Origin of the sequence: Psychrobacillus sp. FSL K6-2843, from assembly GCF_038626375.1 — a bacterium.
GTDB classification, from domain to species: domain Bacteria; phylum Bacillota; class Bacilli; order Bacillales_A; family Planococcaceae; genus Psychrobacillus; species Psychrobacillus faecigallinarum.
In genome coordinates this window covers 622,229-640,753 of sequence record NZ_CP152021.1, presented here as the reverse complement: position 1 = coordinate 640,753, position 18,525 = coordinate 622,229, and the positions used below count along the sequence as shown (strand labels likewise).

Genomic DNA, 18,525 nt, shown 5'->3' with positions numbered 1-18,525 from the left:
CTAAATTATTCCCCTTCTTTTTTCTCACTACCAACGTTTTTAAACACTTTTGCACTTCTTACATATTCCACATCACTTACATTTTCTCGAACATTTGCTACTCGTGCTGCTGCAAATAAATAGTCAGATAAACGATTTAAGTAGCGTTGAACAACAGAAGGCACATCCTCTTCTGTCTTAGACAAAGTGACCGTTAAACGTTCCGCACGACGAGTGATAGTGCGAGCAATATGAAGTGTAGCTGCAGCAGGGGTTCCTCCTGGAAGGATGAATCTCTCTAGTACTGGTCCTTCCTCTACAAGTACATCAATTCGTTTTTCCATTGCTTCTATTGCCTCGTCAGTCATTTTATAAATACGACGATTGGATACATTTGCTAAATCTCCTCCACAGTCAAATAACTCATGCTGAATCGTTTCCAAATCCTCTAAAATGTCCTTGAATTTAACTGTATCTAGCTCTGTCACCGCTTTTCCGATGAAGGAGTTTAACTCGTCTATCGTTCCATAAGCCTCTACACGAATATCGTCTTTATCGGTTCTGCCTCCTATTAAACCTGTTTGCCCCTTGTCACCTGTTTTTGTATAAATTTTCAATATGATCATCTCCCTTTTATAGTTTGTGGTATACCATACCAAATACGTGTGACACTTTCTGCAACTGCAAAAAGCTGCTGATAAAATCTCCCCACATCATCCCTTAGCTTTCGCATACTGGCTTCCATCGGAACAATGCCTCTTCCTATTTCAGTAGCAACAACATAAATCTCTTTTTCCTCGTCCCATTGCTTCAACTGGGAAAACCACTTATTTAACTGATTTTCTTGAATATTTTCAAATCCTGTAACTGCCAACACTTCTATATTAGGCAAAATTGCTGGGATCTCCTCTTCTGCATTTATCCATTGAACATTTTGACCAGCTAGCTGTTTCTCTACAAAAGCTCTTTTTCCATTAAATGCTCCACCGAAAATGATATGCAATGTTTTCCCTCCATTACTTCTTGTTTATCCTTCCAATGCAATAGATAAGCGCTTCCGTGTGGCACTTCCCATTCCCAAAAGCTTTTGGTGCTATTAACAAATTTACTCAGCAAAGCTCGAATTGGCCCACCATGTGTAATAATGATTACAGGATTAGATTGAGAAATTCCATCATAAAATCCTTCGATCACCCGAGATTCTAGTTGCTGTAGCGATTCCCCTTCAGGAGGAGCAATACGATAAAAATCCTCTAGCCAGGTCTGGTACTTTTCATTGTCCTTTAATTCCTTGTACGTCTTCTTCTCCCAAATACCAAAGGAACACTCTCTAAGCTTTGCACTTCCTATATAAGAAACATCATTAAATAGTATTTCAGCAGTCTGTCGGCATCGAAGTAAATCGCTGCCAAACACTTGCTTAGCTTCCCCTAACCTATTGACTGCCTTAAGACCAGACATAATGGGTTCGTCTGTCCAGCCAATATATTTTTTGTGGACATTTCCCAGTGTCGGAAAATGCCTTACGAGAGTAACAGTAAAAGCGTTATCCATAATATGACCTCCGTAAGCTCTAAGCTGGCTCCGAGTAAATCACCTGTGATTCCCCCGAAATTTTTTAACGACCAACTACGGTATATGCAAATGAATAGAATTAACACAATCAAAAGAGTCATCGCAATCAACCAATATGTCATTAGCCCAATCAGACAAATGGCTATAAACAAAAAACTCGCTGTCAGAGGTATAATTGTTTGAACGTGTAGCTTTTGTTTAAAAAAATGGGCAAGGCCGCTCTCTTTAGCATTTTCCGTCATTCCAAATAGAATCACAAGAACCACTCTTGATAAAAAAGGAATAATGATAATAAATAGGAAGTGAAAGCTTTCAGCAGACAATACCTCAGATATAATGATTATTTTGCCTACAATCAATAAAACAGTCGCCATTACACCGAAAGCCCCAACCCGAGGGTCGTCTAATATTTCCATTCGCTTTGCTTGTTCTCTGTAGGAAAAGTAAGCATCTGAAGTATCGATGAACCCATCCATATGGAGTCCACCTGACAACAGGATTCCTAGACTTACAACAGCAAATGCGGTCATTAACGAGCTCCAATCAAAGTAGATGGGCAAACAAGCAATTGATCCAATGACTGCTCCTATCCAAGGAAAGAAACTATACATTCCCGTTATATGTCTCTTTTCCATCGGAAGACTTTTTTGAATTGGGACTACGGTAAAAAATTGAAATGCTAGTAGCAAGCTATTCATTACTCCACCTCATTTCCATTGATGACCTAACCCATATTCCATTTCATATGCTTCATCAGCGTTTATAACTAACCTTTGGTGAATCCGACCAATCCATTGCTGATATCGAACCACGCTTTCATAGATAGAAAGATGCTCATCTAGTACTTCATTTGAAACAATCACCATCACCTTAACCTTTTCTAGCAAACGGTCAATTGTTTCAAATAGCCGCTTCTCGACCTGTTCCATATTACTCACATACAGTTCGTTCGCTAACCAAGTCGTGACACAGTCCCAAAGAATTCCGTCATCCTGCTTTATAACTGCCGTTAGTTGCTCAAAATGTCTCGATTGCTCGATTGTAACCCATTCCACAGGATAACTAGCTCGGTCTCTTTGGTGATACTCAATTCTTTGCTCCATTTCTTTGTCTGTTGCTACACCAGAAGCAACGTAGACGTTACGTAGTGCCTGCTCATTCATCAGATATTGCTCCGCAAAGTTGCTTTTTCCGCTCCGCACTCCACCTGTTATGAAGACGAGTTTTCCTCGAACCATGGGGTCATCTCCTTCTTTAATTGCTCCATTTGTTCTTCTTTCTTCATACCCACTCGAAACCAATCACCGTCTAGACCCTTAAAGTTTTCGGTATGGCGGAGCACATAGCCTCGAGCTAGTAAATGTTCAAAGAATATCTTCGACTGCAATGGATTAGGTAGCTGGAAGCATAGAAAATTTGTATTAGATGGTAGAACTCTACAATCTAGCTCACCTAAAAATTGTTTAAAATCCTCTCGCGCCTTTATTGCGAAGTCAACTGTTCTCTGTCTATACTTTGTCTCCATGAAGCACTGGGCTCCAATTGTAGTCGCTAATGCATTGCTATTCCAGTGAGGCAGCATTGAGCGAAGACTATTTATAATTTCCTTATTAGCAATTGCATAGCCTAACCGCAGCCCAGGAATTGCATACATTTTAGTCATCGAACGGACGACAATTACATTATTAAGGTTGTTTAAATATGGGATAAAGGATTCCTTTTCGTCTATAAAATCTAAAAAAGCCTCATCCAAAACCAAATCACAGTTATACCTTTTAGCATGATTCGCTATCTGTATAATCTCTTCTAATGGAATCAGGTAGCCAGTAGGATTATTCGGTCGGCATATATAAATAACATCAGCCTTCTCAAGCTCACTAAGAACCTCCTCTATGGGAAGCTTACCGATAGCTATAATCTCCTTTACGGATGTTTGATATGGTGCTAGCGTAGCCTCATATTCAGAGAATGTTGGATGGATAACCACTGCTTTTTTGTGCTGATACCGGATAGCTATGCTTGCAAAAATTTCTGCTGCACCATTTCCAATAAGTATTTGTTCAGAGCTGACACCGTGATAATTTGCGGCTGCAGTCAGGAAGGGCTCGCCCTGCGGATGAGGATACTTAGTTATTAGGTCTCTATATGATACCCACTGCTCCTTAACAAAATCTGGAGGACCTAGAGGGTTCACATTTTCACTATAATCTATCACTGTCTCAGGCATAGACATGTTCAAGCGTTGATATAATTGTTGAGCATTTGCTCCGTGACTAGGTAACAACAAGTATTAAACCTCCTATCACTGTCATCCCAGACCAAAAAAGAAGGACAGCTGTGTGTAAATGTGAAATTGCTCCTAATATATGTCGGGCACTTAGTGAGACCTCTTTGCTTCCCATTAATGCACGATTAGAAACTATCCCTTTATATGTATTTCTTCCGCCAAGCTGTATACCTAGCTGATAAGCAGTGGCAGCTTCTAAATAGCCGCTATTGGGGCTTGGATGTTTCTTTGCATCTATCAACCAGCGAGTCATTCGATGCTTAAAGGGAAGACTAGTTTCTTTCCTTCCGCCAAGCATAATTGCCAACCCAGTTAAACGACTTGGAATATAGTTTGCAATGTCGTCTAGCTTGGCAGCAACATAGCCAAAATCTTTAAATATTTCGTTTTTATAGCCTACCATAGAATCTAATGTATTAATTGCTTTATAAGCCCATAACCCAGGAGCCCCAAATAAAAAGGCAAAAAACAATGGGGCGGTTACTCCATCACTTATATTCTCGGATACTGTTTCTACCACCCCTCTTGTTATTTCCTCCTCTCCTAGACCTTCAGTGTCTCTTCCAACAATCCAGGAAAGCTTTAAACGAGCAGTGTATAAATCTCCCTCTATCAAAGGCTTATGGACCTCCATCGCTGCAACCTTCAAGCTTTTTTGAGCTAGCCCAGAGGCTATCAAAATACTTTCCACAGCAATACCAAGGACAATATGAACTGAGTATGCAGTGAACACTAATACTAGAGTAATACTGAATGATAACCCTACTACTATTAGGACTAAAAGTAATCCCTTTACTTTCCTATAACTTCCTTTGTTTAATAGCTTAGTTAATTTTGAGATAAGCGTTCCAATCCACCGAACTGGATGTGGCCAATTTGGTGGATCTCCTATTAATCGATCTAACAGAAGACCAATTGTTACCGCTAACATATGAGATGCCATCTTACACCCATCCCTTTGCCTTTTTGTATATCTGAATAGCTTCAACGGTACATTCAAATACTCCTTGCCCAATCTTTTTACCAATCTCTGTTATAGGACCTGCATACTCTATATAAGTCCCTTTTTGTGTCGCAGCTATTAATACACTATCTGTCGATGTACCTGTGGCAAGAGTACCCGTCCGAGGATCCATGACTTGTTCATGTGCCATTGCCTTCGTTTTAGCTTCTGTAGCAGTGATGACAGACTGGATAAAAGCCTCCTCCGCAAGCTCTCCATTAATAATAACCCACGTATTGATGGTACCTATTGCGGGGAACATTTCTACTTCGTGAGCTCGCGATACATCGACTGCATTTCCAACACCCGCGGTAACCATTACCACAAGACTCCCTAAAGGTGTTACATACTCTTTGATCACAGCGTCTGTAGTCCTGACTGCAGTCATCATGCCTACAGTATCTGCCTCCGATAAACTTCGAGCAGCAAGATAATTTAACATTTCCTCCTGCACATTATCACAGTGATACTGTGCATCTACTCTTCTATTCACGAAGTTTCTATACCAGCCACTTCCCGCGTTAATGACTGCAGAAGACCAAGTTTTTAATTGATTTTCTGCCTGAAAGAGGACATATTCTCCAGTTACTTTAAAGTTGAATGAAGTAATTAGTTGATTGTCTTGTTTTTCATTTACGTCTGGTAAAATAGTTATTTGCGGTTTAGGTCGCTCTGGATGGGGACTAGTACTAACCCTAGCCTCATAAACAGTTTCCACTAAACTTTTTTTCACTACCTCTTGGGGCTCCCCGATTACTTTAATGCGCCCCTGGTCCATTAGTAAAAGTCTGTCACAGTATAGCGATGCAAGATTAATATCATGAAAAATACTAATAATTGTAATGTCATTCTCAATTGCTTGTGTTTTGATTGTATCTAACAGCTGCTTTTGATGAGCGATATCCAAGTGATTCGTCGGTTCATCTAACAACAGTATGGGAGCCTGCTGAGCTAATGCCTGGGCTACAAATACTCTCTGTTGCTCTCCACCAGACAAAAGTTCTAGTAAATGCTTATCGTACTTATCGACGGCAGTCAGTCTCATTGCTTCCTTTATAGCGAATTCATCTTCTGAAGACCATGTAGAAAACCACCCTGATTGATGAGGATAACGACCAAGTGCAACTGTTTCTCGAACGGTATGTGAGAAAGCCTGATTGTGCAGCTGTGGAAGCACAGCCAACTTTTTCGCTAGCTCCTTCGAGGCAAAGGACTTTAACAGCTTACCTTCGATTAGTACCTCTCCAGATGATGGTGTGAGTATGCCACTCATTAGTTTAAGGAGAGTAGATTTTCCACTCCCATTTGGTCCTAATATTCCTAGCATTTCTCCTTTTGATACTTGAAAGGAAACGTCCTCCACTACTAGCTTTTGATCGTAGCCACCAGAAATATTTTTTACTTCTAGCAAGTTAAGCGCCTCCTTTTTTACGTTGTCTAAAGAAGATAAAAGCAAAAACAGGTGCCCCTATAAACGCAGTAATTACCCCTATTGGAAGCTCTGTTGGAGAAATAATCGTACGGGATACAAGATCACAAATGATCAATAAAGAAGCTCCATTTATAAAGCTCAAAGGAAGCACGTGCCGGTTATCGGAGCCAAATAAAAGTCTAGTCATATGTGGCACTACCAATCCAACAAAACCAATGGTTCCAGACACTGATACGGCTGTGCCTGTGAGCATTGACCCACCAATTAATATCATCATTTTACGCTTCTTTACATCCACACCTAGATGCTGTGCTCGTTCTTCTCCAAAGAGCATGGCATTTAGCTCCCTACGATTTAACCATAGTAATAGGGAACCGATTACCATGAATGGCAATGCCATCTGAACATAGCTCCAGCCCCTCATAGATACACTGCCTAACAGCCAACCAATAATTTGCCGTAGCTCTTCACCTGTCAGAGCAATCATTAAGGAAATGACTGAGCCAAGAAATGAGCTAAATATAATACCTGTTAAAATAATCGTTTCCATTTTCATCGCGCGATCTACTAGCTTTGCGAAGGAAATAACGATGAGCATTGTAACTAATGCCCCTACCATACTGAAAACAGGCAAGGTGAACATTCCTAAGAAAGGTACCGAAATTCCAAAAAAGAGTGTAGCCACTGCACCAACAGATGCTCCGGACGACACTCCCAGTGTATAAGGGTCGGCTAGTGGGTTTTTAAGCAGGCTTTGAAAGGCCGCTCCCGCTATTGCCAGGGATGCTCCGACTAATCCTGCGAGTATAACCCGCGGCATGCGAATCTTCCATACTATATTAGTTGCAATCGCATCTGTTCCTGTATCCCATAAAGTACTGATCGGCACCTTTACAGATCCGACCGATACACCTAGCCAAATGGCTACAGCCAACGTAGCCAGTGACAGGATGTAACCGATCATTGATTTACTCACTAAATGCCTCCGGATAGATAGCCTTCGCCACTTCCTCTAAACCTTCTACTAAACGTGGACCTTGGCGACTTGTGGTATCCTCATCCACTTGTACTACTGCATTATTTTTAATAGCTGTCACTGTATCGAAACCATCACGTTGCTTGACCTTTTCAACAATGCCATCCACGTAATCATACGTGATTAACATAACATCAGGATTACGACTTACAATTTCTTCTGGGCTGACTTGGAACCAGCCCTCTTGGTCAGCCATGATATTTTCTGCGTTGACCATCGTTAGAATTTCTTGCATAAATGTATTATTACCAGGAGTATAGATCTCAGGCACATCTGAGGTTTCTACAAAAACTGTTTTCTTTGTTTCTACTTTTGAAACTTTTTCTTGAATTTCGTCAACCTTTGCCTTCATATCCTTTATAATGGCCTGTGCTTCCTCATTCTTGCCTGTTGCACGACCAATCTGCTCGATGGATGTATAGGTTAAGTTAAAATCCTTTGCATCCTGTACTACATAAACCTTTACACCAGAATCTCGTAGCTGTTGTAACCCAGCGTCAGCCATTCCTACTACGGACTCATGAGCGAAGACAATATCTGGATTCAAAGAGATAATTTTTTCAATGTTATACTCCATGCCACCAATTTTTTCTTTTTCTAAGGCTTCCTCTGGATAACTCTCGTAATCATTAACACCGACAATTTCCTCATCAAGCCCTAATGCAAATAGAATTTCCGTATTACTTGGAATCATGGAAATAATGGTCTTCGGAACTTCCTCTAATGTGATTTCTTGGCCTACAGCATCCGTCAATGTAAGCGGAAATGCAGTTTCTGAATTTCCAATTTCTGAACTATCTTCTTTTTCTGATGGAAGTGTCTCTTGCTCATTACATCCAACTAACATAAGCAAGGTCATTCCTATAATTAACCAAAACTTTTTCATCCTTCATTCCTCCTAAAATCAATAAAAAATCTCCCATCCTAGGATGAGAGATAGATAGGTATAAATCTGCCACAAAATACCGATAGCTGACCTACACCAGACCTATCCGCGTAGGTAATGGGTATGCACGTAAGGGCAGGTTTTCTGGCTTATGATGCATATGCATCACTAACAGTGGCGGGACCGCGCTGGACTTTAACCAGCTTCCCTTTTAACTCTAGCAATCCGTAACTAGAGCACCTTTACGCAAAAAATATTCCATTGCTGCTTTGCATTTATTATACCTTATAATTAAATGTTGTCGAGATGGAGACTAGATGAGAAATTCGAGAAATAAATTAATATCAAGCAATTTTCCGAGTTTAGCGAAACATTAATTTCTTAACCTTGTAATCTATGAGTAATCACTGGACTATTAATAAAAATCGCAGTACACAATCCAATCTTGTTTATCTTGATTGTAGAAAAAATAAAAACTGCCACTATCTACTATATTGAATTGCGCCTTGGCATCAGAGCTTATCTGAAAGACAAACGGATAATCTTCACCATATGAGACTCCGCTCTGTGTATAGGATGGATATCCACCAACCTTGTGCATGGGATAAATATTTTTCATCTTGAATTTCTGGTTCTATATCTTCTGAATCCCATGCTGGGGTATCGTTCTCAACTAATATTGGTTTTAATGGAAAAGACTTCATTCTTGAAGATTGTTCATTTATCTTTTGTATTTCATTAATATTAGTAAAACAATTTATCTTAAAAAAAGAAGCTAAATTATCTTCAATTAAATGATTATATACATTAAAATCCATATAAACAGTGATTAACTGAATGTTTTTTAGCTCCTTCGGTACATAAGGTAAATTCTTTAGAAATATAGTACATATTGGTTCAAACTGAGGAGATTTATTTTCTCCGCTACCCCACATAACATTTCCTATCCAGCTCTCTCCCAATTCTTCCGTCGGCCGAGATCCTCCTGTTTCAAAAATCGTAGCTCGTTTAAATAGTGATTGTTTTAATTGAGTAATATTCAACGCAATTACCTCCTAAATCTATGTCCAAGCTTATTCACTTAAGTAGGACTCCCAATCATAATCATTTATTTTGTAGAATGCGCCATTGTCATTTCTCTCATATGCACAGAGGGGTAAATCTTCAATAAAAGCTAAAATAGAGTCATCAATATTTAAAATTACCCCTATAGATATATATTGCAGATTTTCATGATTATTTAAAAATTCATCATCTTCATAACCACTTAATACAGACCAACCAGAGTCTTGCTCATCCCTTGGCTCGTCTCTTAACATAAAATTAAATTCATCTCTCTCCAAAACATCTTTGCTCACAATTATTTTTGTGTCAAAATAGTAATCCCATTTGGATGAATATGGATCATTATACTCCGTGTCACAAATATGTTCTGTCCGAAATGATACTTCTTGTCCTCTTTTTAACTCACTTAGATTAAATGGATCATTCGTAAGAATTCCCTTAAAGTTCTCCATATCCCTGTGAGTAATTTCAACCCACATTTTTTCTCCCGCATACCCGTCTGTTCTTGTCTCGATTTCAAAGATTAGTTTGACCATATCTCCTATATTTAAATTACCTATCACTTCTTTGCTAGGAATATAAAAAGTATAGGGTGCATCCTTATTTCTTTTATAGGCACTATCTAAATACCATGGCACTTTGCTTCCTCCTTGCATCGTTATAAGCCTATTCTAACTTGAATATAAAAAAGAGGGCATTAATCCATTGATTAAAGCCCTCCAATGAGTTAGTTCCTAATTTATTACTTCGCGTTTTCAAAAATAATTCCTGCTTATTGAGGGAACTTTACTCATTCGTGAGCTTCTTCATCTCTTTTGTATTCTAAAAGATCCCCAGGCTGGCATTCTAAAGCCTTACAAATTGATTCTAATGTAGAAAGCCTAATTGCTTTAGCTTTACCATTTTTTAATATAGAAAGGTTAGCCATTGTTATTCCAACCCTCTCTGAAAGTTCTGTTACGCTCATTTTTCTTTTAGCCAACATCACATCGATATTAATAATAATCGCCATATTTTCACCTCAGACCGTTAAATCGTTTTCAGATTTTATATGAATAGCTTCTTGTAAAAGTTTTTGGAGAACGGCTGAAAAAACGACAATTACCATAGAGGCAAAAATCATGATAAGCCCGATTACTATAACTCCTGGAGCATCATCCTTCTCTGCCACAAGAAAAAATAGTGGCATGCCTAATACATATAAAGAGCTAATTGCAAGTGCACAGTATTTAATATTCTTTAACGCTCTTACAGATAATTCCGAGAAAGCATTGCCCATATCAATATAATTTAAAAGTTTAAAAGCTTGGTACAAAGCAAAGTAAAAAGGTATAGCCGTTGCATACAAATCGATAAAAACGAGATATTTGAGATATGGAATGTCAGGATATAATTCTTCTGCAAAATTTGCTATTTCAGGCACCAAAAATATACACAAAGCCAGAACGGGAATTCCCATAACAATAACCGCCATCTTTAAAAATAATGTTGTTCCTTTTTTCATAAAAGCACCTCACTTAAATATAATTCAATATAATTATATTATAAAATTTATCGTTTTAGAATAAATAAATATTGTTTTTTAAAGTATTTTTATTGATAAATGAAAAAGTGGTGACGGGCAGACATCATTCGGAACATCTTGGCTCAAGTTCTTGCTTTTTATAAACTTGTTATTTTCCTTTTTAATCTGTTTGATTAAACTAATAAACAAACAAAAGAGGCATTAAGAATTGGTTTCTTAATGCCTCTAGGAGTTTTAATTACATTTTTTCTGGAGCAGATACTCCGATTAGTTTTAATGCATTTGCAATTGTTTGGCGTGCAGATGTTACTAGCGCAAGACGTGCTTCTGAAAGAGGCACATTGTCAGCGTTTAGTACTTTGTCTGCATTATAGAAACTGTGGAATGTTGCTGCTAGTTCCTGGATATAGGTTGCTACACGGTGAGGTGCACGAAGTTTCGCAGCATCTGCTACAACTTGTGGGAAGTCACCGATTTTTTTCAATAGATCAAGTTCTTTTTCGCTTTGCAATAACTCCAAGGAATTTGTAGACGCCTTCATTCCTTGTGTTTCTGCAGAACGTAAAATAGAACAAATACGAGCATGTGCGTATTGCGCATAGTACACTGGGTTTTCATTGGATTGAGAAACGGCTAAATCAAGGTCAAAGTCCATATGAGAATCACCGGAACGCATACCGAAGAAATAACGCACAGCGTCTAATCCTACTTCTTCCACAAGCTCACGCATCGTTACAGCTTTACCTGTACGTTTACTCATTTTCATTTTTTCGCCGTCTTTATATAGCTGAACCATTTGGATAACAGATACTTCTAGCTTTTCACGTTCGTATCCAAGTGCCTCAAAAGCAGCCTTCATACGCGGAATGTATCCGTGATGGTCTGCTCCCCAAATATTAATGAGCTGATCGAAGCCACGAGCCAGCTTATTCTCATGGTATGCAATGTCTGGAAGTAAATAAGTGAATGAGCCATCACTTTTAATAAGTACACGATCCTTATCATCTCCAAATGTAGTAGAGCGTAACCAGGTTGCCCCCTCTTCTTCAAAGATATGACCGTTTTCACGTAATTTGTTTAATGCAATATCAATTTTTCCGCCTTCATATAAGGAGGTTTCCGAGAACCAATTGTCAAAGCTTACACGGAAGTCTGATAGATCCTTTTGAAGCTTCGCCAATTCAACTTTTAAACCATGTGTACGGAATGCTTGGAAACGTTCCTCATCTGACATATGAACAAATTTATCCCCATGCTCTTTTGCAATGTCAGCAGCAATATCGATAATGTCTTGTCCTCGATATCCGTCTTCTGGCATTTCCTTTTCCATACCTAATGCTTCAAAATATCGCACTTCAATAGAAACGGCTAAGTTATTGATTTGATTGCCTGCATCATTAATATAATACTCACGAGAAACATCATAGCCGGCAAAGTCCAATACGTTACATAAGGAATCTCCCACAGAAGCTCCACGAGCATGCCCTAGGTGTAGGTCACCTGTTGGATTGGCAGAAACAAATTCCACTTGAATTTTTTCTCCAGCCCCGGATTTCGTACGTCCGTAATTTTCTTCTTCAGTAAGGACAGCTTTCACAACATCTTGTAAATAATCTTTACGTACTGTAATGTTCATAAACCCTGGACCAGCAATGTCAACTTTCTCCATCATTGTGCCATCCATATTAAGATTTCCAATGATTGCTTCTGCAATTTGACGAGGGTTTTTCTTCGCAATTTTTGTTAATTGCATAGCAATATTTGTTGCGTAGTCGCCATTTGCTTTGTCTTTTGGTGTTTCCAGATGAACAGATGGGAGCTGCTCTTCTGTCACAAGCTCTGCTTTAAGAATTGCTTGTTGTAATGCTTCCTTAATAGATTGTTGTACTTTTTCTACTGCGTTCATTTATTCCGCCTCCGAATATGTTAGTTCTAATTTATATGTACCGACCACTTCTTCATCCACTATTAGTTCATAATGTACTAGAAAATGACCATCCTTGAATTGCAAATGCTTTGTATTTGTTGAAATCATGAAGGTGCCGTAACCTGTGTCATAGCTGCCGGTTTGCTGCTCTCCCTTTTGAAATGGAAGACGCATTTTAACGCCACCGCTTCGCAATATTAAAGCAGACTCCTCATGTAATTTGACTGTTGTTCGAACAGCTTTTTCATTCTGCACTTCCTCATAAACTAAATAAGGCTGCTCTCCCTTTAAGGTTAGAACGCCCGTAGTGCGAATGTCAAAGGATTCTTTTTTTGCTTTGGGGTGTTGGATCGTTGATCGTAAGCGAACTTCAACTGATTTTTTTAATGGTTCAGACATGGACTTCATCCTTTAGAGCATATTAATGATTTATTTAATTTCTATTGCTTGCTTCCATAGAATATATGGTAGATTTCCGCTTTAGTCGGACGCTTTCCGTGGGGTGAGCGATAAGCCACCACCGCCGCTTGCGCGTCGTTTGTGATGTCTTATCTGTCTCACTCATCCCACTGGAGTCGCCGACTGCCGCTACAATCATAAGATGAGTATATATGAGATTAGCTAGAGTGAAAAAAATTATACGATATCCATCAAATATAAATTGCTTGCATGAATAGAATAGATGGCAGATTTCCGCTTTAGTCGGGCGCTTTTCGTGGGCGATAAGTCATCACCGTCGCTTGCACGTCATTTGTGATGTCTTATCTGCCTCACTCATCCCACTGGAGTCGCCGACTGCCGCTACAATCATAAGATGAGTATTTATTAGATTAGCTAGAGTGAAAAAAATTATACGATATCCATCAAATATAAATTGCTTGCCTGAATAGAATAGATGGCAGATTTCCGCTTTAGTCGGGCGCTTTCCGTGGGGTGTTCGATAAGCCACCACCGCCGCTTGCGCGGCGTTTGTGATGTCTTATCTGTCTCACTCATCCCACTGGAGTCGCCGACTGCCGCTACAATCAACTAAACAATTGTTAGTATTCAAACCTAATTACTAATTATAACTTTTAAAAGAAGTTTGTTAATATAACCTTCATATTATAGCTTAAATTTCGCTTAAGTTACAACTAAACCTTAAACACTATACACTATTAGCAGCTGTTTGTTAGAGTAATGGAATAAATAGTTATAAATATCATTTTAATTTTACTCAATACAAAAAAAGTGATGTCCATTAAAGAACATCACTTTTATACTTTATTAAATTGCACTCCTGCGTACTGATCGTCGCAGATACATTTAAATATTACTTTCTACTTTACCCAGCCTAAAATCATTTCGCGTAGGAGCTTCGATGCAGTGTTTGCGGTTTGCTCCTGCGCACAGCTCGTCGCAGATACATTTAGATTTTACTTTCTACTTTACCCATCCTAAAATCATTTCGCGTATTAGCTTCGATGCAGTGTTGGCGGTTTGCTTCCGCTTCACTTCGTTCAGCTACGCAGAATAAGGGAGACTATTTTCTATTTAATCCATCCTAGTAGCATTTCTCTCATTAGCTTCGATGCAGTGTTGGCGGTTTGCTTCCGCTTCACTTTGTTCAGCTACGCAGAATAATGGAGACTATTTTCTATTTAACCCATCCTAGTAGCATTTCTCTCATTAGCTTCGATGCAGTGTTTGCGGTTTGCTCCGATTGGTCGTAGATTGGGGCTACTTCTACAAGGTCGAAGCCTACTACGTTAACACCTGAGTTTGCGATAGCATGGATGGAGGCTAGCAGCTCGCGGCTTGTTATTCCTCCACAGTCTACAGTTCCTGTTCCTGGTGCGTGTGCTGGGTCAAGCACATCGATATCAATTGTTACATAGACCGGACGACCCTCTAGTGTCGGAAGTACTTCCTTCAATGGCTCTAGCACTTCAAATTTGGCGATTTGCATGCCATTTTCTTTAGCCCAGTCGAACTCTTCCTTCATTCCAGAACGAATTCCAAATGAGTAGACGTTTTTTGGACCAATATATTCTGCAATTTTACGGATTGGAGTTGAGTGAGATAGTGGCTCGCCTTCATATTCCACACGTAAATCGGTGTGAGCATCCATGTGGATAATTGCTAAATTATCATATTTGTCTGCCACAGCTTTCATTACTGGCCAAGAGACTAAATGCTCTCCGCCCATGCCAACTGGAATTTTCCCATCTTGTAACAATTGACGAATGTAATCACCGATTAGCTCGAGGCTTTTCGCTGCGTTTCCAAATGGAAGAGGGATATCCCCTGCATCGAAATAGTTTACGTCATCTAGCTCTCTATCAAGATATGGCGAATATTCCTCTAGCCCGATAGAAACCTCTCTAATGCGTTGTGGCCCAAAACGAGATCCTGGACGGTAGCTAACTGTCCAGTCCATCGGCATACCATAAATAACTGCCTGAGCTTTTTCGTAGTTTTGCTTACTTTTTATAAATACATTGCCTGAGTATGCTTCATCAAATCGCATGGGCTTACTCTCCTGCAAGGTCTTTCACAAATTTCGGTAAAACGAATGCTGCTTTGTGAAGCTCTTTTGTATAATATTTTGTATCAATATCGAAGAATTGTTCCTCTGGAACCTGTAGTGGATCATATTTCTTCGAGCCAATTGTAAAGCACCAAAGACCACTTGGATACGTAGGAATATTAGCTAAATACATATTTGTAATTGGGAATATTTCCTTTACGTCCTTTTGGACCTGACGGATTAAGTCTGCCTTAAACCAAGGGTTGTCCGATTGAGCAACAAATAGACCATCTTCTTTTAGTGCTTTAGAAATACCAGCATAGAATCCTTTTGTAAATAGATTTACTGCAGGTCCCACTGGTTCTGTTGAATCTACCATAATAACATCATACTCGTTTTCAGACTCAGCAATATGCATGAAGCCGTCTCCAACCTGCACATCTACACGAGGGTTTTCTAATTCACAAGCTATCTCTGGTAAATATTTTTTTGAGTACTCTATTACTTTTCCATCTATATCAACAAGTGTCGCTTTTTTTACTTTTGGATGCTTCATAATTTCACGAATTACTCCACCGTCTCCTCCACCAACAACTAATACGTTTTCTGGGTTTGGATGTGTAAATAAAGGAACATGTGCCACCATTTCATGGTAAACAAACTCATCCTTTTGAGACGTCATAACCATTCCGTCTAAAAAGAGCATGTTACCCCATTCTTCTGTTTCTGCCATTTCTAACAGTTGGAAATCCGTTTGCTCAGTATGAAGTGTGCGTTTCACCTTCATTGTGATGCCAAAATTCTCGGTTTGCTTTTCTGTAAACCAAAATCCAGCCATTTATCTATCTCCTTCCAATACATAATTCTTTTACTTTATCAAAAAAGTAAATACAAAGAAAGTATAGAGGTTTTTGGCAAAAGTGCAATAGTTTTTTGTTTTCCCGTTTAATTTGAATCTATTGTTCTCATACTGATAGAAACATGGATGAAAACGGGGTGGATTTTTTGAAGCGCTCGCAATATAAAAAGAAGGCAACTCGAAGTAAAAGAGTAAAAAGAGTATTTTTGTTAGGAATTGCCGCAAGCTGTGCAGTTTTAAGTGCTCTGGTCACTCTTCGCATTTACGCTCAAATTGTTGGTGCCCCTATAATACAAGTTCCTATTTCCTCTGTTTTTTTAGACAGTCAGGATAATGTTATTGGAGACCGCTTTGAGGATCAACGTAGATACTGGGTATCTCTTGATGAAATGTCGCCTTTCATACCTCAGGCTACTATTTCTGTTGAGGACCAGGAATTTTATGAGCATAATGGATTTGATTATTCTCGGATTGCCTCGGCTCTTCTAAAAGACGTAAAGGCTGGCAAAAAAGTAGAGGGAGCCAGTACAATTACTCAGCAATATGCTCGTAATGTATTTTTAACCCACGAAAAATCATGGACTCGTAAATTGAATGAAGCATTATATGCCTATCGGTTAGAAATTTTCTACGAGAAGGATGAACTTCTAGAGGGCTATTTGAACACTGTTTACTTTGGACATGGGATGTACGGAGTAGAGGCTGCAAGCAGGTTTTATTTTGGGAAGAGCGCTAAGTCTTTAACTCTAGCAGAGTCTGCTCTTCTTATGGGAATTCCAAAAGGTCCTACCCATTACTCCCCTTTAGTTAATGAGGAAAAAGCAGTCAATCGTCAAAAGCTAATCTTACAACTTATGAATAATCAGCAGTTTATCACTGCTGAGCAAAAAGAACATGCAAATCAAGAGCATTTTGTATTAAAAACCGAGGAATCAGTAGTTACTAAAAAGACAGCACCATATTTTTTAGAAGAGGTATGGAAGGAAGCAACAAATATTGTAGAGAGCAAGGGGCGCCGTATTGAAGAGGGCGGTTGGACGATTACGACCACATTAAATCAAAAACATCAACAGGCAGCTGAAGAAACTATAAAAAAATGGATGCCTGAGGGCGAGCTACAAGTTGGATTCGTCAGCATGGAACCAAAAACAGGTTACATTACTGCTATGGTTGGGGGACGAAGCTTTACAGAAAGTCCCTTTAACCGGGTTACACAGGCAAAAAGGCAGCCTGGTTCAACGATTAAACCTTTATTATTTGCTGCTGCTCTAGAAAATGGATTTTCTCCATTGACCTATTTAAAAAGTGAACGAACAATATTTACCTATGATAACGGACGTAGAGAATACGAGCCCAAAAATGTAAATGGAGAGTTTGCTAATCATCCTATTTCCATGGCTCAGGCTATTGCCATCTCTGATAATATCTATGCTGTTAAAACATTGGAGCAAATAGGCTATAAGCCTTTAGAACAATTGGTCGAGCGCTTTAATATCAATATGGAAATTGACCATACTCCTGCCGTTGCCTTAGGAACACCAGAAGTATCCTTACTAGACATGACAAAGGTTTATAACACAATATCGGATAAAGGGGTTCAGATGCAACCAACCTATATTACTAAGATTACTGACAATGATGGAAAAGTATTGTATGACGTCACAGAGGAAAAACGTAAGGGTAAGAAGGTGCTATTAGAAGAGGATGCATTTGTTTTGTCTCACTTAATGACAGGAACCTTTGATCCTACCTTTAATGATTACTCCCCGGCAACTGGTATTAGCATTCGTGCAAAACAAACTCGTCCTTACGCGGCTAAATCAGGAACAACCAATACTGACCAATATTTAATCGGCTTCTCCCCTCAGCTTACTACTGGGGTTTGGAACGGCTACGATCAAGGAAAAGCTGTAAGCGATGCCGAAGCAAAGCAGGTGACCAAGCAGGTTTGGATTGAGTTTATGGAGCTGGTTCATCGCGGATTGCCAGAAGAACCGTTTATTGCTCCAGCGGGAGTTCGAGGAGTCATAGTTGACATTGAAACTGGCGGAATTGCAACAGCTGATTGCGATAAGCAGAGACTTATTTACTTAAAGGAGAAGGATGTTCCGAAACAGCTTTGTACGGATCCACGGTTGAAACAGCATACCTTTGAAGATCTTACAGCGGATGAAAACGGAGACAATGATGAGCCATGGTCTATCTTCCCCTTCCCCTTCTTTGGAAATTAAAACGTATTAGTAAAAATGAGCTGCAAGCATTTTGCAGCTTATCATTTTGGTTCTTATTACGCCAGGTTTGGTTTTCCATGTCAAACCGGCTAGTTTCTTAGAATTTAAGGCAGCAAAAGTCAGCATCGCCTGCATGGACAATTTTTTTAATTCCTTTAGGGTTGTCCATCGTATACCATGCTTTTCTTTACTCTTTCCATATACTTCTTTA

At 39.2% G+C, this 18,525-nt stretch carries 20 protein-coding genes and 1 riboswitch; of the genes, 1 reads left to right on the top strand and 19 read right to left on the bottom strand.

Features of this window, described 5'->3' with window-relative positions; translation table 11 throughout:
* Positions 1 to 5 precede the first annotated feature (5 nt).
* The 19 genes from MKY94_RS03170 to speE form a co-directional block, all read right to left on the bottom strand.
* Positions 6 to 596, bottom strand: coding sequence for a cob(I)yrinic acid a,c-diamide adenosyltransferase (locus tag MKY94_RS03170; protein ID WP_154311515.1), 591 nt, complete (start codon positions 594 to 596; stop codon positions 6 to 8).
* 5 nt (positions 597 to 601) lie between these two features.
* Positions 602 to 982, bottom strand: coding sequence for a bifunctional adenosylcobinamide kinase/adenosylcobinamide-phosphate guanylyltransferase (locus MKY94_RS03165; protein ID WP_154311516.1), 381 nt, complete (start codon positions 980 to 982; stop codon positions 602 to 604).
* Positions 934 to 1,533, bottom strand: coding sequence for a histidine phosphatase family protein (locus tag MKY94_RS03160; RefSeq protein WP_154311518.1), 600 nt, complete (start codon positions 1,531 to 1,533; stop codon positions 934 to 936). Before MKY94_RS03160 ends, MKY94_RS03165 begins: the two co-directional genes overlap by 49 nt.
* A complete protein-coding gene (gene cobS / locus MKY94_RS03155) occupies positions 1,503 to 2,252 on the bottom strand; it encodes an adenosylcobinamide-GDP ribazoletransferase (RefSeq protein ID WP_154311519.1) in 750 nt (249 codons plus the stop codon). Before cobS ends, MKY94_RS03160 begins: the two co-directional genes overlap by 31 nt.
* Before the next feature lie 9 nt (positions 2,253 to 2,261).
* Positions 2,262 to 2,792, bottom strand: a complete 531-nt coding sequence (locus MKY94_RS03150) for a bifunctional adenosylcobinamide kinase/adenosylcobinamide-phosphate guanylyltransferase (protein ID WP_154311521.1) — start codon at positions 2,790 to 2,792, stop codon at positions 2,262 to 2,264.
* Complete coding sequence (locus MKY94_RS03145) at positions 2,765 to 3,841, bottom strand: aminotransferase class I/II-fold pyridoxal phosphate-dependent enzyme (protein ID WP_342577972.1); 1,077 nt, start codon at positions 3,839 to 3,841, stop codon at positions 2,765 to 2,767. Before MKY94_RS03145 ends, MKY94_RS03150 begins: the two co-directional genes overlap by 28 nt.
* Positions 3,828 to 4,784 (bottom strand): adenosylcobinamide-phosphate synthase CbiB, encoded by a 957-nt coding sequence (gene cbiB, locus MKY94_RS03140; RefSeq protein ID WP_342577971.1) that lies wholly within the window; start codon positions 4,782 to 4,784, stop codon positions 3,828 to 3,830. The genes MKY94_RS03145 and cbiB overlap by 14 nt, the downstream gene beginning before the upstream one ends.
* 1 nt (position 4,785) lies before the next feature.
* A complete protein-coding gene (locus tag MKY94_RS03135; protein WP_154311527.1) occupies positions 4,786 to 6,255 on the bottom strand; it encodes an adenosylcobinamide amidohydrolase in 1,470 nt (489 codons plus the stop codon).
* A 1-nt stretch (position 6,256) separates the two neighbouring features.
* Positions 6,257 to 7,252 carry an iron ABC transporter permease gene (locus MKY94_RS03130; RefSeq protein ID WP_342577970.1) on the bottom strand — a complete coding sequence of 332 codons (996 nt, stop codon included), beginning with the start codon at positions 7,250 to 7,252 and terminating at the stop codon, positions 6,257 to 6,259.
* Positions 7,245 to 8,198, bottom strand: coding sequence for an ABC transporter substrate-binding protein (locus MKY94_RS03125; protein ID WP_342577969.1), 954 nt, complete (start codon positions 8,196 to 8,198; stop codon positions 7,245 to 7,247). The genes MKY94_RS03130 and MKY94_RS03125 overlap by 8 nt, the downstream gene beginning before the upstream one ends.
* 116 nt (positions 8,199 to 8,314) lie before the next feature.
* Positions 8,315 to 8,457, bottom strand: a riboswitch (cobalamin riboswitch).
* A gap of 156 nt (positions 8,458 to 8,613) precedes the next feature.
* On the bottom strand, positions 8,614 to 8,799 hold the full coding sequence (locus MKY94_RS03120) for a DUF1963 domain-containing protein (protein WP_342577968.1): 186 nt from the start codon (positions 8,797 to 8,799) through the stop codon (positions 8,614 to 8,616).
* Positions 8,744 to 9,241, bottom strand: coding sequence for a hypothetical protein (locus tag MKY94_RS03115; protein ID WP_342577967.1), 498 nt, complete (start codon positions 9,239 to 9,241; stop codon positions 8,744 to 8,746). Before MKY94_RS03115 ends, MKY94_RS03120 begins: the two co-directional genes overlap by 56 nt.
* A 30-nt stretch (positions 9,242 to 9,271) precedes the next feature.
* Positions 9,272 to 9,901: a DUF2185 domain-containing protein gene (locus MKY94_RS03110; RefSeq protein ID WP_342577966.1), complete on the bottom strand. Its 630-nt coding sequence runs from the start codon at positions 9,899 to 9,901 to the stop codon at positions 9,272 to 9,274.
* Between the two features lie 152 nt (positions 9,902 to 10,053).
* Complete coding sequence (locus MKY94_RS03105) at positions 10,054 to 10,275, bottom strand: helix-turn-helix transcriptional regulator (protein ID WP_144539767.1); 222 nt, start codon at positions 10,273 to 10,275, stop codon at positions 10,054 to 10,056.
* A gap of 9 nt (positions 10,276 to 10,284) precedes the next feature.
* The gene (locus MKY94_RS03100) at positions 10,285 to 10,767 is read right to left on the bottom strand and encodes a DUF2975 domain-containing protein (protein WP_144539769.1); all 483 of its coding nucleotides are present in this window, start codon (positions 10,765 to 10,767) and stop codon (positions 10,285 to 10,287) included.
* Positions 10,768 to 11,026: 259 nt separating this feature from the next.
* Positions 11,027 to 12,694: an arginine--tRNA ligase gene (gene argS, locus MKY94_RS03095; RefSeq protein WP_342577965.1), complete on the bottom strand. Its 1,668-nt coding sequence runs from the start codon at positions 12,692 to 12,694 to the stop codon at positions 11,027 to 11,029.
* Positions 12,695 to 13,114 carry a DUF1934 domain-containing protein gene (locus MKY94_RS03090; protein ID WP_144539773.1) on the bottom strand — a complete coding sequence of 140 codons (420 nt, stop codon included), beginning with the start codon at positions 13,112 to 13,114 and terminating at the stop codon, positions 12,695 to 12,697.
* Positions 13,115 to 14,351: 1,237 nt separating this feature from the next.
* Entirely contained in the window at positions 14,352 to 15,224 is an 873-nt protein-coding gene (gene speB / locus MKY94_RS03085) for an agmatinase (protein ID WP_144539775.1), read from the bottom strand.
* 4 nt (positions 15,225 to 15,228) lie between these two features.
* Entirely contained in the window at positions 15,229 to 16,062 is an 834-nt protein-coding gene (gene speE, locus MKY94_RS03080) for a spermidine synthase (protein ID WP_144539777.1), read from the bottom strand.
* Between the two features lie 143 nt (positions 16,063 to 16,205).
* On the opposite strand from speE, the gene MKY94_RS03075 reads away from it, so the two are divergent.
* The gene (locus MKY94_RS03075) at positions 16,206 to 18,314 is read left to right on the top strand and encodes a PBP1A family penicillin-binding protein (RefSeq protein WP_342577964.1); all 2,109 of its coding nucleotides are present in this window, start codon (positions 16,206 to 16,208) and stop codon (positions 18,312 to 18,314) included.
* Positions 18,315 to 18,525 lie beyond the last annotated feature (211 nt).

Excerpts from the sequence above, each read along its gene's own strand:
- MKY94_RS03160 (WP_154311518.1), bottom strand. The coding sequence starts at position 1,533 with ATGGATAACGCTTTTACTGTTACTCTCGTAAGGCATTTTCCGACACTG.
- cobS (WP_154311519.1), bottom strand. The coding sequence starts at position 2,252 with ATGAATAGCTTGCTACTAGCATTTCAATTTTTTACCGTAGTCCCAATT.
- MKY94_RS03150 (WP_154311521.1), bottom strand. The coding sequence starts at position 2,792 with ATGGTTCGAGGAAAACTCGTCTTCATAACAGGTGGAGTGCGGAGCGGA.
- cbiB (WP_342577971.1), bottom strand. The coding sequence starts at position 4,784 with ATGGCATCTCATATGTTAGCGGTAACAATTGGTCTTCTGTTAGATCGA.
- MKY94_RS03125 (WP_342577969.1), bottom strand. The coding sequence starts at position 8,198 with ATGAAAAAGTTTTGGTTAATTATAGGAATGACCTTGCTTATGTTAGTT.
- MKY94_RS03120 (WP_342577968.1), bottom strand. The coding sequence starts at position 8,799 with ATGCACAAGGTTGGTGGATATCCATCCTATACACAGAGCGGAGTCTCA.
- MKY94_RS03105 (WP_144539767.1), bottom strand. The coding sequence starts at position 10,275 with ATGGCGATTATTATTAATATCGATGTGATGTTGGCTAAAAGAAAAATG.
- MKY94_RS03100 (WP_144539769.1), bottom strand. The coding sequence starts at position 10,767 with ATGAAAAAAGGAACAACATTATTTTTAAAGATGGCGGTTATTGTTATG.
- argS (WP_342577965.1), bottom strand. The coding sequence starts at position 12,694 with ATGAACGCAGTAGAAAAAGTACAACAATCTATTAAGGAAGCATTACAA.
- MKY94_RS03090 (WP_144539773.1), bottom strand. The coding sequence starts at position 13,114 with ATGTCTGAACCATTAAAAAAATCAGTTGAAGTTCGCTTACGATCAACG.
- speB (WP_144539775.1), bottom strand. The coding sequence starts at position 15,224 with ATGCGATTTGATGAAGCATACTCAGGCAATGTATTTATAAAAAGTAAG.
- speE (WP_144539777.1), bottom strand. The coding sequence starts at position 16,062 with ATGGCTGGATTTTGGTTTACAGAAAAGCAAACCGAGAATTTTGGCATC.
- MKY94_RS03075 (WP_342577964.1), top strand. The coding sequence starts at position 16,206 with ATGGATGAAAACGGGGTGGATTTTTTGAAGCGCTCGCAATATAAAAAG.